The organism is Alicyclobacillus pomorum DSM 14955 (genome assembly GCF_000472905.1).
Classification (GTDB): Bacteria; Bacillota; Bacilli; order Alicyclobacillales; family Alicyclobacillaceae; genus Alicyclobacillus_A; species Alicyclobacillus_A pomorum.
The window spans coordinates 146,783-162,219 of the sequence record NZ_AXAR01000005.1; the positions used below are offsets into that span (position 1 = coordinate 146,783).

The window sequence follows — 15,437 nt, forward strand, 5'->3', positions numbered from 1 at the left end:
CACAGGCCGCAGCGTATCTGCGGCCTGTGTACATCTGTATACATGTTTACTTTTTCACTGTCAGCGTCAGCGATTTGCCATTGACATCCCAGTCTTTGGTCAGGTCTCCTTGGCCTTTGCCGAAGATGAACTCGCGAACCAAAACCGTGTTTCGGATCTGATCCTCGTTGCGCTTGAGGATATTGAGAAGGTCTGCGTCGCCGTCGGCGAAGAAAGCGACGTGGTCCGTCACGTTGTAGTTCACTTCTTTGCGCATCATCTGCATCTTGGAAATCAATTCTCGGACGTAGCCTTCTTCCACCAGCTGTTCCGTCAGCTCCGTGTTCAGTCCGACAAATCCACGTCCAGACACGGTCATCAGACCCGTGAACTTTGGATGGTACCGGAGTTCCGCGTGTTCGCGCGTGATGGCGTGTCCTTCGAGCAACACCTCACCGGTGGATTGGAACGTCTGAATCTGTTCCGGCGTCGCCTGTTTGGCCGCTTGATTCAGGACTGGGACGAGCTTGCCGTAGGCCTGCCCAACGGCCTTCAGATTCAGGTAGAGTTCCGGCGTCGCCACGTCTTCCAAACGGACGAACGAAATCTCCTTGACGTTCAACTCGTCTTCAATCACGTCTGCAAACTTGGCCAATACCGACCGCTTGTCTTCCGATACATACAGAGTGGACAGCGGCTGCCGCGTCTTGATCTTGGCTTCGTTGCGCAGATGCCGGCCGGCCTCGACCACGTGCAGCACTTCGTCCATTTCGGCCAACAGGTCCTTGTCAATGAGCGAGGGATCCGCCACTGGATAGTCGCACAGGTGGACGCTGGCCGGAGCATTCGGGTTGGCGGATCGGACGACGTTCTGGTACAGCTCTTCAGCGATGAACGGCGTCAGCGGAGCTGTCAGCTTGGCAATGGTTTCGAGACATTCGTACAGTGTCAGGAACGCAGCCACCTTGTCTGTGTCCATGCCTGATGCCCAGAACCTATCGCGGTTGCGGCGCACGTACCAGGTCGACAGGTCGTTGACCAAATCTTGCAGCATACGCGCTGCCGCTGTGGCGTCGTACTTTTCGATGGATGCGTCGACTTTCCCAATGGTGTCGTTCAAGCGCGAGATCATCCAGCGGTCCATCAGCGGCCTGTCTTTCACAGGCACGTGGTGTTCGCTCGGATTGAACCCGTCGATGCTGGCGTACAGTGCGTAGAATGCGTGCACGTTCTGCAACAGGTCGATGTACTTGCTCTTGCTTTCCGCCACGGCCTTGTGATAGAAGCGCTGCGAGTTCCACGGCTGCGTGTTGGACAGGAAGTAGAACCGAACCGCGTCGGCACCGTGCATGTCCAGGGCTTCAAACGGATCTATCACGTTGCCTTTGGACTTCGACATCTTCTTTCCTTCTTCGTCCAACACGTGACCCATGACCACCACGTTTTTGTACGGTGCCCGACCCGTGACCAGCGTGGAGATGGCCAGCAGGCTGTAGAACCAGCCGCGCGTCTGGTCGATGGCTTCAGAGATATAGTCCGCTGGATAGCGCCGCTGAAACTCCTCCTGGTTTTCGAAGGGGTAGTGCAGTTGTGCGAACGGCATGCTGCCCGAGTCGAACCAGGCGTCAATGACTTCAGATGCACGCTTCATCGTGCCGCCGCAGGAGCACGGCCAGGTCAATTCATCGATGTACGGTTTGTGCAACTCAGGTGGCAGCGTGCCTGCCAGAGATTTCAATTCTGCCTTGGACCCGACGCAATGCTGATGCCCGCAGCTATCACATTCCCACACCGGCAACGGTGTTCCCCAGTAACGGCTGCGCGACAGGTTCCAGTCAATCATGTTCTCGAGGAAGTTCCCCATGCGCCCTTCCTTGATATGTTCCGGGATCCAGTTGACGCTCCGCGAGTTCGCAATCATTTGGTCTTTGACCGCGGTCGTCTTGATGAACCAGCTGTCAATCGCGTAGTACAGAAGTGGCGTGTCGCACCGCCAGCAGTGCGGATACGAGTGCTCGTGCTTGTGCTTCTCATACAGCGTGCCGTGTTTGGCCAGGTACTTCACAATCTCCACGTTCACTTCTTCGTCCTTGACGAACGCACCGGCGAAGTCGGTCACGTCGTCTGTGAAACGGCCTGTCAGATCTACAAAGTTGCAGAATACCAGGCCGTGTTCCCGACAAACGCGGTAGTCGTCTTCGCCGAACGCGGGCGCCATGTGCACGATACCGGTACCTGACTCCGCAGTGACGTGGTCGGAAGTAACCACCACGTGCTTCTTGCCTTCCAGTTTGTTGACGTACGGGAACACTGGCTCGTAACGAAGTCCGAGCAGTTCCTGGCCGGTTTTGATATCCAGGATGGTGTCGCCGTCTTTCAAAAACTTGTGCTGCAGTGCTTCAGCTACCCAGTAGTTCTCACCGTGCTCTGCGGAACGGATGAGCACGTACTTCAAGTCCGGATGGACGGCCAAAGCGACGTTGGATGGCAGGGTCCACGGCGTCGTGGTCCACGCCAGAATGTACGTCGGTACATCGTGCGAGCTGTCGAGCAGGCGGAACTTTGCGGTCACCGACAGGTCTTTCACATCGGCGTACCCTTGCGCCACTTCGTGGCTGGACAGCGTCGTTTCACAGTGCGGGCAGTACGGGCTCACGCGGTGACCTTTGTACAGGTATCCTTTGTCGAAAATCTGCTTCAGCAGATGCCAGACAGATTCAATGTAATCGTCGGAGAGCGTCATGTAGGGATTGTCCAGGTCTACCCAGTAGCCTAAGCGCTCGGACATCTTTCGCCAGGTCTCTTCATACGTAAACACGCTGTTACGGCATTCCTGAATAAACCGCTCCACGCCAAAGTCCTGGATTTGTTTTTTTCCGCTGATGCCGTATTTCTTTTCGATTTCAATTTCCACAGGGAGGCCGTGCGTATCCCAACCTGCCTTGCGTTGAACGTGGTATCCCTTCATGGTCCGGTAGCGCGGATACACGTCCTTAATGACGCGCGTCAACACGTGCCCCGGGTGCGGCTTGCCATTGGCTGTCGGAGGCCCCTCGTAGAATACCCACTCCGGTTTTCCCTCCCGGGACCGTTCACTTTCTTTGAACACGTCGTGTTTCTGCCAGAATTCAAGGACTCGCTGTTCCCTGTCTCTTGCGGACTCCTTGGCGTCCACTCGCTTTAGCACAATTTCTCTCCTCCTGACACTCTGGTTGCTTTACGCTGCGCCCGATGATGTTTCTTGCGCACTCTGAATGGAAAGTGAGCGATTCACAAAATCCACGAGCGTACTTCACGACGAGATGTCGTTCGCCATTTTTGCAAACCGCTAAGGAAATTAAAAAAACTCGCCCCCATGTGAAGGGGCGAGTTTGATCCCGCTGTACCACCCAACTTAGCGCGTCCATCGCTGGCGCGCTCCATCTGCCGGATCCAAAGGTGCTCCTTGAACCAAGCGGTCACCAGTGAATCCGCCTCTCTATAACGGGAGAGTACCGTCCTGCATTACTGCCCAGTCCACACGTTTCGTGCAAGACCGGGGTTGTACAGGCACCTCCAAGGGGATATTCGTTACCGAACCTGTGTGGGTTTCCACCTGTCCCCACTCTCTGTGACAGGTCACCGGAAACTACTCGACCTTTTCAACGGTTTATGCCACGATATATGCCAATCAGTGTATCAAAAACTTGACCTGTGCTCAAGAGGGACGGGCTCGTCTCACAGGTGGCCGAACGGGGGAGAACCCAACCACCGTGCGCAGCCAACACGATGGATTGACAGGTATGTATATTCAAAAATGGTAAATATATTCCTTCTCTTTCGGCCAATCTCCATGAAATTGTCAGGAAACGTTCGGAAAGTACCCCTACATATCATGGTCGACAACACGTACTATGTCCATGGTGGCCAATTTCGCGCCTTCGGTTCACGTCTCAGACATGAGGTGACAAAAACATGACGAAAACTTTGTGGCGCAAGCTCTTTCTTCGCGTGTTTCTATTGATCATCGCAGCGATTGTGCTGTTTGTGATCATATTTATAGCGGCGGTCGAACTGACACCGTTCGACGCCTCGAAACTGACGCGCTCCAATCAACCGACGGTTGTATATGACCGCAATGGGTCAGTCTACATGACCATCGCTTCAAAAGGAGCGGATGATCTGACGTACAACCAGATTCCGAAGAATCTGCGGGATGCCGTGGTGGCGATTGAGGATCACAATTTCTGGACTGGCTCAAGCATTGATTTAAAGGGTCTTTTACGATCCGCGTTTGTCGACTTGTGGACGAAGAGCTACGCACAGGGCGCCAGTACGATTCAGGAGCAGCTGGCGAAAATTGTGTATCTGACGGACAAAAAGACGCTGAACCGAAAGTTCCAGCAGATTGTGCTGGGCGTGCAAATTGACCGCTACTTCACGAAGGAAGAAATTCTCGCCATGTATTTGAACCGAGTATTTCTCGGGGAAAATAGCGTTGGCGTGGAAGAGGCGGCGTACCGTTACTTCGGCGTTGATTTGAAGAAAAATCCCAACGCGTTGACGCTGGATCAGGCAGCGCTGCTCGCAGGGCTTCCGCAAGCGCCCAGCGCCTATGATCCCATTCAGCATCCGGCTGCAGCCCTGCAACGCCGCAACCAGGTGCTCGAAGCCATGGCGAAGTACGGCTACATCACGGAATCGCAGGCGAAAGCAGCGGAACAGCAGCCGATTGGGAAACTGGAATACCACTCGCTGCCGGATAATGCTTGGGACACGCATCCGTTGTTCACCAATTTTCTGTTTGACTATGCCGAACGGGCCGGCATTAGCACCGAGGAATTGCTGCAAGGCGGATTGAAAATCTACACTACCTTGGATCCGACGGTCCAATCAGCGATTGACCAGGTCTTCTGGAGCACCAATTACAACAACGACTTCCCGGGACCGACAACGGGAACCGTGGTGCAAGGTGCTGCCCTGTTTGTGGATCCTAAGACAGGTGGGATTCTGGGGGGCGCCGGGTCGCGCAAGCAAGGGTTTGTCAACCGCGGCTATGACCGCATTTACGCGCCGCAGCAGCCTGGTTCCTCCATTAAGCCGTTGCTCGAGTACGGCGCCGCGATTGACAGTGGACAGTGGGGCCCGAACTCGATTCTCGATAACCGCCCGCAAGATTTTGGCGGTGGGTATATTCCGCAAAACGACGAGGCCAATGCACCGGCGAGCATTACGCTGAAGGACGCGCTCGCGACGTCGCAGAACGTTGCTTCGGTCTGGTTGTTGAAGCAAATTGGCCTTGACAATGGTATTGCGTTTGCCGAACGTCTCGGCATTCCATTTACCAGTAGCGACCGCCAGCATCTTGGCGTCGCCATCGGGAACCTTGCCCATGGCGTGAACACAATGCAGATGGCTTACGCGTACGAGGCGTATGCAAATAATGGCGTACAGGAGGCTCTGCACCTCATCTCGAAAATCACTAACCCGTCAGGCGAGACCATATACAGTTTTCAACCTGCTGCGAAGCGCGTGGTCTCTGCACAGACGGCTCAGATCATGACGCAGTTGCTCGAAGGCGTCGTCCAATACGGAACTGGAACGCAGGCCCAAGTTCCCGGATGGGACGTCGCAGGGAAGACCGGGACGGTACAGTATGACGCATCGTTGAACGGGGTGCATCAGAGTTGGATTCGCAATGCTTGGTTTGATGGATATACGCCCACGATGTTGGGATCCATCTACATTGGCTATGACAATCCTGATGCTGAGCACCACATGACCGATATTCCATACGCGTCTTCGTGGTACTGCGCACGGATTTTCGGCGACATTGTGAAGTTGGCTACCGCTGGACAGACGCCGCAGCACTTCAACTTCACGGCTTTGCCGTCGAGTCAGCCTACCCAGCAACAACAGGCCCCGGTGAGCGGTCTGAGCTTCCAATGGGATGCAGCCAACCACGCGTTGCAACTGAGCTGGAGTTCACCGCTGCAAGGACAGGTGAGCTTCGTGGTGAAACGAACGGACGCGCAGGGAACGACATCGGTCATTGGTCAGACCAGCCAGCTTTCGCTGGAAGACAGCAGCGTGCAGCCGGGCATGACGTACACCTATGTGGTACAGGCGGTGGATAATTCGACGGGCCAGCCGCTGACACCGGCGGTCTCTCGAACCATCACCATCCAGGGCGGTTCGCAGGCAGGCGGAAATTCGGGTCAGGCGCCGAGTAACAACGTGGACAATTCAACGAGTCCGGGGACACCGTCGTCTCCAAGTAATTCACCCACAACCCCGGGGAACGTGCCTGGTGTAGGCAATTCTCCGACACCTGGCAACTCAACCGAAGGGACAGGGCAAAATCCGAGTCCTTCGACGCCGCCCGGTAACGGGAATGGAAATGCCCATGGTCACAGAGGTGGAAATATATCTGGCAATGGTAGCGGAACCGGTTCTGGATCCGGAAGTGGAAACAACTCCGGAAACGGAGGGACTGGTGGAAATGCCACCGGTCTCGTGGGGAACGCAACGCAATGACGTGTATGGAAAAAGGCTGGCTTACTCCGGGCCAGCCCTTTTCTATGCGGAATGCTACGGACGTGTGGCATGTTGTACATCTCTCAAACTTGGAAATCGTGAATCAATCTCCAGGTCTTCTCCAATTGTTCTCGCTTCGCATCTTCAGCGAACATGTACGACTCCAGAAACGACTTGGCTCGTGGATTCATGCGCAAAAACAGGATAAACCGCGCTTCGTCACGGGACAAAGTGAGCGTGGTCAGTCCACGGTCCGCGGGATGGCTTGAGGGTGACAACGGCCTTGCAGAATTCAGGTGAGACGTGACAGCCACTTCATTCTTCGGCTCCGGTTGGGTCAAAGCACCGACGGAGGTGCCGAATGCTTGCGCCAGCTTGTGCAACGCCTGGCCATCTGGGTGCCGACGATTGGTTTCGTACATCGCGATGGCGCTGGCAGACAGCCCGGCTGCCTCCGCCAGTTTCACCTGGGTCCACCCCCTGGCTTTACGCAGGGATGCAATGCGGTCACCGAGGTTCATCTCCATCCTCCCGATTGCGGCGGAACTGTGGCAGATGACCGGTGATGGCAGCCTGAGGGGCCACAAGCGGCGCTCCTTCGTCCGTGTGGTTGACCATCTGATACCCAGCTTTCGTGAACCGATCCATCATCACGTCGAACAGGGGCCCCTGGATTCCGACTTCCTGCAGGGATTCGGACATGCACGCCAGCCATTCTTTGGCATGCCTAGGTGCAATCGCCGCTTTCATATGGCGAGCGCGCATCATCGGTGCGCCGTACGTCTGTGAGAACAGCGGTGGTCCGCCGAAAAACTGTGTGAGAAACATGTATTGTCGCTTTTTGACGTCATCGAAGTCGTCAGGGAACAGCGGGCGCAACACCTTGTTTTGTTGAACTTTGTCGTAAAATACGTTTACGAGCGCCTGCATTGCGCTTGCGCCACCAGCCAGGTCGTACAACGTTGGGGCGGTGCGGTCCAAAGTGCGTCCCTTCTTTCAACCAGCAATTTTCATCGCACTTAAATTGTAGTATACGAAAGGCCTCGTTTATCGGCAAAAAGAATCGATGCGCGTGTTATCATCAGCGATTTGCTAAAACTGACCACATCTCCCTTACTGAACTGCGCTATTGGAATTTTGCAACTCGCTCTATAATAGGATGTGGCAGTTTCTTACGGAAAGGGTGGAGCATTCATGAAAGTGACGTATCACGGACAGTCCTGCTTTGTCGTCGAGAACGGGGAGCATCGCGTTGTGATTGATCCGTTTCTCAGCGGCAACCCACTGGCGGTTGCGAAGCCCGAAGAGATTCGCGTCGAGGCCGTGCTCCTCACACATGGGCACGGTGACCATATCGCGGATGCGGAAGCCATTGCAAAAGCAAACGACGCGGTGATTGTGGCCCCGAACGAATTGGCCATGTATTTTGGCACCCGGGGTTGTAAAGTACATCCGATGCACCTTGGTGGGAAACGGAGTTTTGACTTCGGTACGGTGAAGCTGACGTTGGCCTTCCACGGTAGCGGACTGGATTTGCCGGACGGAAGTGTCGGAAATGCTGGGAATCCATGTGGCTTTCTCTTGACCATGGAAGGTAAGACCTTGTACCACGCAGGGGACACGGCCTTGTTCGGAGACATGAAACTGATTGGCGACATGAATCACATCGACCTCGCCCTGCTGCCGATAGGTGACAACTTTACCATGGGCCCAGATGACGCGCTGTACGCCGCAGAGTGGCTGCGCGCGAATCTGGTCATTCCCATGCACTACAACACGTTTGACCTCATCAAACAAGATCCGCACGCGTTCGTTGCAGCGTTGGAGCAGCGGAACCTGAAGGGCAAGGTCCTTTCTCCAGGTGAATCGCTCGAAATCTGAAACGCGTGTTGAGATGGATGGAACGCGCATGGAAAACAAGAAGGGGCTGCCCTTAAGTGCGCTTGGCACTTTTGGGACAGCCCCTTCGCCGTATTCACGCGGTCAGTGTGCTTTCTCCGTCATTTTTACCATGAGAGACGCCAGCGTGTGCTGTTCTTCCTCATTCGCGTTATCCCACAGGTCTTTAAGCAGGCGCTCTTGCTCGTTTTTCGGATCAATCTTGCTGGCCAGATAATCGCCCATTTTCGTGGCGACTTCCGTAATTCGTTCTTGAGAGATCCCCATCGCCTGCGCTTTGTCCACTTGATTCCCGAGGAACTCTTTCCATCGTTCCCAGTTGTTGAGGACGTCCATGACCTTCCCCCCTTGCTGGACTATGTGACTTCGTAACTTCGTACTTAAAATGCCTCACTGCATGGGCGACTATTCATTGGCAGGCGTGTGCCCGTTCGCATAGGGCATGGTCGTTCGGCATACAGTGAACTGTGGACAGGTACGCAGGGAGGCGAAGTGGATTGAGGCGAAAAACGAGGATGGTACACCATGCCAAGCGCAGGGCCTTTGCGAACACGTGTGCGATTGTGGCCCTCAGCGTGTATGGTATTCCACGAATTCCCAGGCTGCATCCGGGTTTAGACGGAACGTTTTCAACCGTTTGGATTTTGTTTGCCGCACTGGCTGTCGCGGCCAACTTGTACTTTCTCGTCGGCGCAGACAAGGAGCGAAGCCAGCAATTGGAGCGCCAAGAGGCAGAGTCTGGGCAGGCGCTTTCCCAACGTGGCCGTGACGTGCCGCTGCGCCGCCGCGCTCTGTAGTGTACGAGGAGCGGGCTCAAGGCCAAAGCGTTGGCCGATGGAGCCCGCATGGCAATCTCGTTCCTCTGGTTCATTCGGACTGCTTTACAGACCAAACGAGTACGGCGATGGAACAGAGGACGCAAAGCAAAATCGCGCCAATGGGATCCAGCGCTCCATTCAAAAATTCCCCATGTAAAGTCATTGACCATACCTCCAGGTTACAGCTCATCGTGTAAGTTGTCTTTTTGCAGGGACGTACCTCGGATCTTGTGGTTGCGGATCTGGCTGCTTTCGTGTCCTGTCAACATCCGACCACGGACTACGATATCTTCACCGTACTTGTTTCGCAACACGTCGGTGACCTCGTTCAGTTTTTTCAGCCTGTGTTCACGCTCCAACAAAGGATCCGCAGCGGGTTCATCCGAGAATAGCTGCAGCTGGACAGGCTTTGCCGCGTCGGCCTCTGGTTCTGTGAGTTGACCGAGGCTGACGCCGAGTAATCGGACAGGCCGGTTTGCACGGCGGTGTTTCAGTAACAATTCTCGAGCGGTCTCATAAATCCGTTCCGTCACGCAGGTGGCCGCGGGCAGTGTTTTGGCGCGCGTGATGGTCTCGCGGTTGGCGTAGCGAATGGTGATTTGTACCGTTCGACCGACAAGGCCGTGCTTGCGCACTCTGCGACCGACTTGGTCGGACAGGTTGAGGAGCACCGTACATAGCTCGTCTACAGACACCACGTCCTCTGCCATCGTGATGGAGTGACCGATGCTCTTCAGTGGTTCAGGTACCGGATTGACCTCACTGTGATCTATCCCGTTGGCGCGCTGCACCATGTCGAACGCGCGCTTGCCGAAATACCGCTGGAGGGACTCAGGATTCGCGTGCGCTAGGTCCGAAATGGTGCGAATGCCGAGTCGGTGCAACCGTTCCGCTGTCTTTCGGCCGACACCAAACATTTGCTCGACAGGCAGAGGCCAGAGCAGTTTGGGAAGTTGATCATGCCAAAGCTCCGTAATCCCCATCGGTTTCTCAAAGTCACTGGCCATCTTCGCCAGGAACTTGTTTGGGGCAATGCCGATGGAACAAGGCAAACCCAATTCCGTACGGAGACGGTGTTGGATCTGTTCCGCAATATCTCTCGGTGTCCCGAATTGGCGGCTTCCGGTGACGTCCGCCCAGCACTCGTCAATGCTGAAAATTTGCACCTGCGGCGTGTACTCTCGGATGAGCGCAAACACCTTCCTGGAGTACGTGCGGTACAAATCAAAGTCAGGATGAATGAGGATGAGCGATGGATACTGTCGCAAAGCCTCGGTCACCGTCATGGTGGCACGCACGCCGTACTTGCGGGCTTCGTAACTGGCCGTTACGACCACGCCATGCCTCGACTCCGGGCTGCCGGCGACGGCAGTTGGGCGTCCTCTGTACTTGTGCGGTTCTGCTGCAGCATGACAGGAACAGTAGAACGCATTCATGTCGATGTGCAAAATGTGCCGTTGACGCGCACCCATAGTCTCCCTCCTCGCCCTCTCTGTCATTTTACCACTCCGCTGTGGACTGGCTGTGCACACTTGAACGCGTATGGTATGATACACAGTTAGGACGTTGGCAAATTCACGGTCGAGTGGTCGTGCACATGGTGAATCGTGAACATATACAGCCAGCGCCTTTGAAGGAGAAATCCGCATGGCACCACTGGTTGGACAGGATATACCGAGGCGGACAGGGACTGATGATGCCGGTAGTCCATCGGTGTTCGGCTTGCCAGCTGGGGCGGAAGAGATTCGTGCCCGAGGCTTGTTGGCCAACGTTGAACTGTTTGAATGGATTGGTATCGCAGCTTCTGTCGCGGCCGCATGGATCTTTTTTGTTTACGGAAGACGGTTGGACGAACTGGTTGGCGTCCCTCATTATCACTGGCAAGTGGTTTGGATGATCAGCGGCATTTACCTGCACTTTGTGCCATGGGCACTGCTGGTCGGGACCGTGCTGCTTGTCGCGTGGTGGAAGTTGAGTGGGGCGCAACAGGGGAAGCGTTTGACCAGCTATTTGTTTGTGGTGCGCGTCTTTTTTGCCTACTGCCTATTGCTGATTGTCTTTCGCATTGTCAACTTTTACGTTCCGGTGTTGCATCCCGGGATTCAAGATCCGGTGTTGCAGAGGATGGACAGCACGTTGTTTGGAGGCCGACAGGTCGGAGAGTGGCTTCAACCCCTAGTTCACCCTTGGCTTACTCACCTCTTAACCGGGGCGTACGTGAGCTGGTTCTGGCTACTATTTGCGACGGTCGCGCTGTTGATTACGGCGAGTAAGCGGGCTGTCTCGGAATACGTGTTTGCTTCGCTGCTCACGTTCTACATCGGCTACGTCTGTTACGTGATGGTCCCCGTCATTGGGCCGGGGTACACCTATCACTTTGCAGTGCCTGTAGGAGACATCGCGCCGCAATTCACGCTGAATCGATTGACGGTCGCGCGGGACTGTTTTCCAAGTCTACACACCGCTTTATCTGTATTGATGGTCGTCTATGTGTGGCGGTACCGCCGCCCATGGGCAGTGTTGTACATTCCGCTAGCTGGCTTAATCATCTTTGCTACGCTGTACCTGCGCTTTCACTATGGAAGCGACGACATCGCAGGGGCTGTGTTGGGCGTGGCGATTTCGGTGATGGCACCTAAACTGCACAATGCTTGGTTGCGCTGGCGGGTGCGACGTGCCACAAGGATGTGCCAGTCCACCGACGCTGGAAATTCTGAAGCTGTTTCGGCATACTGAACATGGAGAGGATCAGCACGGCCAATACACAGTGGAGGTAATTCATGGACGATACTCAACGAAATTCGTTGCTCAAAGGTTTATGGGGCTGGATTTGGCCGATTGCTGTCGGATGTCTTATCGCCTGGGGCATCATGCACTGGGTCGTGAGTTTCGCCGTCGTTCCGTCGTCGTCGATGTATCCCACCATTCCGAATCCTTGCTATATCTTTGTCAATCACTTGGAGACAGAGTTCGAGAAGCCGTACCGGGGTGAAGTGGTTCTGTTCAAGTTCCCGGATGATCCAAGCCGTATTTTTGTCAAGCGTATTATTGGCCTTCCGGGTGATACGATAACGTTTAAGAATGGCAAGGTGTACATCAACGGCAAGGAATTGAATGAGCCATACATCACTCAGCCGACGGATAGTGGACCACAGTCGTCCTATCACGTACCAGCGGGCTGCTATTTCATGCTGGGGGACAATCGGTCTGTGTCGGAGGACAGTCGCTACTGGACGCATAAATACGTTCCGGAAAAGAGTATTCTGGGCCGCGCCGACTTCGTTGTTTGGCCCATCGGCAAGGCGGGGCCGATTCACTGACAGGAGGCGGTTGATTGAAGGAACGAAGACACATCAAGATTAAGGAAATCATCAGCCACCGCGACATCGAGACACAGGAAGAACTCGTTCAGGCGCTCGAAGAAGAGGGATTTGCGGTCACGCAGGCGACGATTTCTCGGGACATCAAGGAACTGCAGCTGATTAAAGTCGTTGGCGCGGACGGGCGGTACAAGTACGCCATTCCCGCCACATCCACCACCATGAACATGGATACGTTCCGCCGAAAGTTGTCCGAAGTCTATGTGTCGCTGGCGCGGGCCGGCAACTTACTGGTGTTAAAGGTGATGCCGGGGAACGCGCATGCGGTCGCGGCCATGTTGGACGCGATGTCGCTGAAAGAGATTCTGGGCACGATTGCAGGCGACGATACGCTGCTGCTCATCGCGCCTCACGAAGACGCCGCGATGGTTGTCGAACGCATGTTGTCGCAAGCACAGTGAGCCATTGCTTTGGTCTAAATCGATGGAAATATATTCTCCAAGCAGGTCGTCGACCTGCTTTTATTATTTTCTGATATTATGAGTTATATGTGATAATTCAGTTGAATTCGTAAATTCGAAGAGATGGAGTGACATCTGTGAAGAAATCATTTCTCGCCATTATGACCATGAGTACGTTGGCGCTGGCCGCAGTCGTCGGTTGCGGCACATCCAACAGCACCGGCAACAGTGCGGGTGCGGAGAACAGTACGTCGGGCAACAGCACCAGTGGAGACAAGACGAGTGCCATCGGGGTAACGGCGAAAGTGGATACCAACGCGACGCCGAGCCCCGATAAGATTGTCGTAGGCACGGACAACACGTATCCCCCAATGGAATATATGGATCCGAATGATCCGAGCAAGCTGATTGGATTTGATGTTGATCTTGGCGACGCACTTTCCAAGTATTTGCACAAGGAGATTGTCTGGAAGCCAACACAGTGGGACGGCATCATCCCTGGGTTGACGTCGGATAAATACGACCTGATTATCTCTTCCATGAACGACACGGAAGAACGTCGAAAGACCATTGATTTTGTGGACTATGGCAACTGGGGGCAAGCCATCGTTGTGAAAGCAGATAGCAACGATTCCATTCACACGATAAACGACCTGAAGGGTAAGACCGTTGGGGTACAGATTGCCACAACCAGCGATGAAGCGCTGAAAAAGGAAGGCGGCGTAACCATTAAGGAATACAACACGTTCCCAGATGCGTTTCAGGACTTGGCGAACGGACGACTGGACGCTGCGGTCGTCGACGAATCCGTTGCTCGGTACTACGTGAACATTCAGTCTGGTAAATACAAAATCGTGGGTCAGACGTTCATGTCTCTCCCTGTCGGTATCGGCCTCAGGAAGGACGAGACGCAACTCGAGTCAGATATCAAGAAAGCACTGAATGAAATGAAGGCAGATGGTACGTACAACAAGATCTACGCGTACTGGTTCGGGTCTAAATAGCCTAGGGGAGCGCCTCCATGAGCTACATTCACTTTGTGATGCAGTTTTTCTCGCTCTTTCTCCAGGGGACTGTGGTGACAGTACAGGTCACCATCTGTGGACTGTTACTTGGTCTTGTGCTCGGCGTGGTTGCTGCGCTGATGAACATATCCAAGCTTCCAGTACTGCCCTGGATCGCTCGGCTGTATACGTGGGCCATTCGCGGTACGCCATTGCTGGTTCAAATCCTGATTATATACGCTGGACTTCCCCAAATTGGGATTAACATGAATGCATTTGTGTCTGGTGTATTGGCACTGGGAATCAACGCAGGGGCCTACATCGCCGAGATTGTCCGTGCAGGTATTCTTTCCATTGATCCCGGGCAAATGGAAGCCGCTGAGTCGCTCGGTATGCGGTATGGGTTAGCCATGCGACGCATCATTTTTCCGCAGGCATATCGCCGGTTGCTGCCGCCGTTGGTCAATGAATTTGTGGCCTTGCTGAAGGACTCATCGCTGGTTTCCACGATGGCCCTGACCGAGCTGCTCCGGGTTGGCCAACAGGTTTCTGCTGCGACATTCAAACCTATGCAGACGTACATCACGGTGGGTTTGTTCTACTTGATGATGACATCCATCATTGTCTTCATCTCCAGCCGGATTGAGCGGAGACTGGAGGTGCGGAGCTAATGGCAACACGCGTGACGAACGAGTTGGTGTTGCGGGGTATTGGCGTGGAGAAGGCGTTTGGCACCCTCAAGGTGCTGCAGGGCGTCGACGTCGACGTGCACCGCGGTGAGGTGCTCGCGGTGATTGGTCCGAGCGGATCTGGGAAATCCACGTTACTACGTTGCTTCAATGGACTGGAGACAGCGACTGGCGGTACCATTGAACTACTCGGGCAGCCAATCAGCCGCAACAAGAAAGAGTTGGCGAAGCAACGTGAACGGCTCGGTATGGTGTTCCAACGGTTTCACCTCTTTCCGCACCTGACGGCGCTCGAAAACATCATTGAGGCGCCGATTCACGTGAAAGGATTGAAGAAACAGGAAGCATTGAAGATGGCCTACGAGTTGTTGGATAAAATTGGTTTGCGGGACAAAGCGGACGTGTACCCCTCCAAACTGTCCGGAGGGCAGCAACAGCGAGTGGCCATCGCGCGGGCCCTGGCGATGCAACCGGAGGTCTTGTTGCTGGACGAACCGACGTCTGCGCTAGATCCGGAGCTGGTCGGGGAAGTATTGCAAGTCATTCAGAAGCTGGCGCAGGAAGGGATGACGATGGTTCTCGTCACGCACGAAATGGCGTTTGCCAAGCGCGTGGCAGATAGAGTGATCTTCATGGAGGATGGAAAAATCGTGGAGCAGGGTCCACCTGAACAGTTGTTTGACCATCCACAGTCTGACCGAACGCGTCGCTTCCTCAGAGAGTTGCATGCAAAAGAAGATGTGTGACGATG

14 protein-coding genes and 1 other annotated feature are annotated in these 15,437 nt (G+C 54.6%); of the genes, 9 read left to right on the forward strand and 5 right to left on the reverse strand.

Annotated elements, in window-relative coordinates; all coding sequences use genetic code 11:
- Window positions 1-46 precede the first annotated feature (46 nt).
- A complete protein-coding gene (ileS, locus tag YWK_RS0106990; protein WP_026964240.1) occupies window positions 47-3,166 on the reverse strand; it encodes an isoleucine--tRNA ligase in 3,120 nt (1,039 codons plus the stop codon).
- 171 nt (window positions 3,167-3,337) lie between these two features.
- Window positions 3,338-3,633: a binding site (T-box leader), on the reverse strand.
- Between the two features lie 300 nt (window positions 3,634-3,933).
- On the opposite strand from ileS, the gene YWK_RS18720 reads away from it, so the two are divergent.
- Window positions 3,934-6,495, forward strand: coding sequence for a transglycosylase domain-containing protein (locus YWK_RS18720; protein ID WP_051375290.1), 2,562 nt, complete (start codon window positions 3,934-3,936; stop codon window positions 6,493-6,495).
- Window positions 6,496-6,578: 83 nt separating this feature from the next.
- Here the strand turns inward: YWK_RS18720 and YWK_RS0107000 are convergent, their stop codons facing one another.
- Both YWK_RS0107000 and YWK_RS18725 read right to left on the reverse strand, forming a co-directional pair.
- Window positions 6,579-7,016: a helix-turn-helix domain-containing protein gene (locus YWK_RS0107000; protein WP_035466300.1), complete on the reverse strand. Its 438-nt coding sequence runs from the start codon at window positions 7,014-7,016 to the stop codon at window positions 6,579-6,581.
- The gene (locus YWK_RS18725; protein ID WP_245578536.1) at window positions 7,003-7,476 is read right to left on the reverse strand and encodes a globin domain-containing protein; all 474 of its coding nucleotides are present in this window, start codon (window positions 7,474-7,476) and stop codon (window positions 7,003-7,005) included. The genes YWK_RS0107000 and YWK_RS18725 overlap by 14 nt, the downstream gene beginning before the upstream one ends.
- A gap of 213 nt (window positions 7,477-7,689) precedes the next feature.
- Here YWK_RS18725 and YWK_RS0107010 point away from each other — a divergent pair, with 213 nt between their 5' ends.
- Complete coding sequence (locus YWK_RS0107010; RefSeq protein WP_026964242.1) at window positions 7,690-8,376, forward strand: metal-dependent hydrolase; 687 nt, start codon at window positions 7,690-7,692, stop codon at window positions 8,374-8,376.
- A gap of 102 nt (window positions 8,377-8,478) precedes the next feature.
- Here the strand turns inward: YWK_RS0107010 and YWK_RS0107015 are convergent, their stop codons facing one another.
- Window positions 8,479-8,730, reverse strand: coding sequence for a DUF3243 domain-containing protein (locus YWK_RS0107015; RefSeq protein WP_026964243.1), 252 nt, complete (start codon window positions 8,728-8,730; stop codon window positions 8,479-8,481).
- Between the two features lie 161 nt (window positions 8,731-8,891).
- Between YWK_RS0107015 and YWK_RS18730 the strand changes: the two genes are divergently transcribed.
- A complete protein-coding gene (locus YWK_RS18730) occupies window positions 8,892-9,191 on the forward strand; it encodes a hypothetical protein (protein WP_245578537.1) in 300 nt (99 codons plus the stop codon).
- Window positions 9,192-9,391: 200 nt separating this feature from the next.
- Here YWK_RS18730 and YWK_RS0107030 read toward each other — a convergent pair whose 3' ends face one another.
- A complete protein-coding gene (locus YWK_RS0107030; protein WP_026964244.1) occupies window positions 9,392-10,684 on the reverse strand; it encodes a DNA polymerase IV in 1,293 nt (430 codons plus the stop codon).
- 175 nt (window positions 10,685-10,859) lie between these two features.
- On the opposite strand from YWK_RS0107030, the gene YWK_RS20880 reads away from it, so the two are divergent.
- The 6 genes from YWK_RS20880 (at window position 10,860) to YWK_RS0107060 (ending at window position 15,432) form a co-directional block, all read left to right on the forward strand.
- Complete coding sequence (locus YWK_RS20880) at window positions 10,860-11,948, forward strand: phosphatase PAP2 family protein (RefSeq protein ID WP_026964245.1); 1,089 nt, start codon at window positions 10,860-10,862, stop codon at window positions 11,946-11,948.
- Between the two features lie 44 nt (window positions 11,949-11,992).
- Window positions 11,993-12,532: a signal peptidase I gene (gene lepB / locus YWK_RS0107040; RefSeq protein ID WP_026964246.1), complete on the forward strand. Its 540-nt coding sequence runs from the start codon at window positions 11,993-11,995 to the stop codon at window positions 12,530-12,532.
- Between the two features lie 14 nt (window positions 12,533-12,546).
- Window positions 12,547-12,993, forward strand: coding sequence for an arginine repressor (gene argR / locus YWK_RS0107045; protein ID WP_026964247.1), 447 nt, complete (start codon window positions 12,547-12,549; stop codon window positions 12,991-12,993).
- A 137-nt stretch (window positions 12,994-13,130) separates the two neighbouring features.
- Window positions 13,131-13,997 (forward strand): basic amino acid ABC transporter substrate-binding protein, encoded by an 867-nt coding sequence (locus tag YWK_RS0107050; protein WP_051375293.1) that lies wholly within the window; start codon window positions 13,131-13,133, stop codon window positions 13,995-13,997.
- A 17-nt stretch (window positions 13,998-14,014) separates the two neighbouring features.
- Window positions 14,015-14,668: an amino acid ABC transporter permease gene (locus YWK_RS0107055; RefSeq protein ID WP_035466303.1), complete on the forward strand. Its 654-nt coding sequence runs from the start codon at window positions 14,015-14,017 to the stop codon at window positions 14,666-14,668.
- Entirely contained in the window at window positions 14,668-15,432 is a 765-nt protein-coding gene (locus YWK_RS0107060; RefSeq protein ID WP_281172236.1) for an amino acid ABC transporter ATP-binding protein, read from the forward strand. Before YWK_RS0107055 ends, YWK_RS0107060 begins: the two co-directional genes overlap by 1 nt.
- Window positions 15,433-15,437 lie beyond the last annotated feature (5 nt).

Excerpts from the sequence above, each read along its gene's own strand:
- YWK_RS0107030 (WP_026964244.1), bottom strand. The coding sequence starts at position 10,684 with ATGGGTGCGCGTCAACGGCACATTTTGCACATCGACATGAATGCGTTC.
- YWK_RS18720 (WP_051375290.1), top strand. The coding sequence starts at position 3,934 with ATGACGAAAACTTTGTGGCGCAAGCTCTTTCTTCGCGTGTTTCTATTG.
- YWK_RS0107010 (WP_026964242.1), top strand. The coding sequence starts at position 7,690 with ATGAAAGTGACGTATCACGGACAGTCCTGCTTTGTCGTCGAGAACGGG.
- lepB (WP_026964246.1), top strand. The coding sequence starts at position 11,993 with ATGGACGATACTCAACGAAATTCGTTGCTCAAAGGTTTATGGGGCTGG.
- YWK_RS0107015 (WP_026964243.1), bottom strand. The coding sequence starts at position 8,730 with ATGGACGTCCTCAACAACTGGGAACGATGGAAAGAGTTCCTCGGGAAT.
- YWK_RS0107000 (WP_035466300.1), bottom strand. The coding sequence starts at position 7,016 with ATGAACCTCGGTGACCGCATTGCATCCCTGCGTAAAGCCAGGGGGTGG.
- YWK_RS0107055 (WP_035466303.1), top strand. The coding sequence starts at position 14,015 with ATGAGCTACATTCACTTTGTGATGCAGTTTTTCTCGCTCTTTCTCCAG.
- YWK_RS20880 (WP_026964245.1), top strand. The coding sequence starts at position 10,860 with ATGGCACCACTGGTTGGACAGGATATACCGAGGCGGACAGGGACTGAT.
- YWK_RS0107060 (WP_281172236.1), top strand. The coding sequence starts at position 14,668 with ATGGCAACACGCGTGACGAACGAGTTGGTGTTGCGGGGTATTGGCGTG.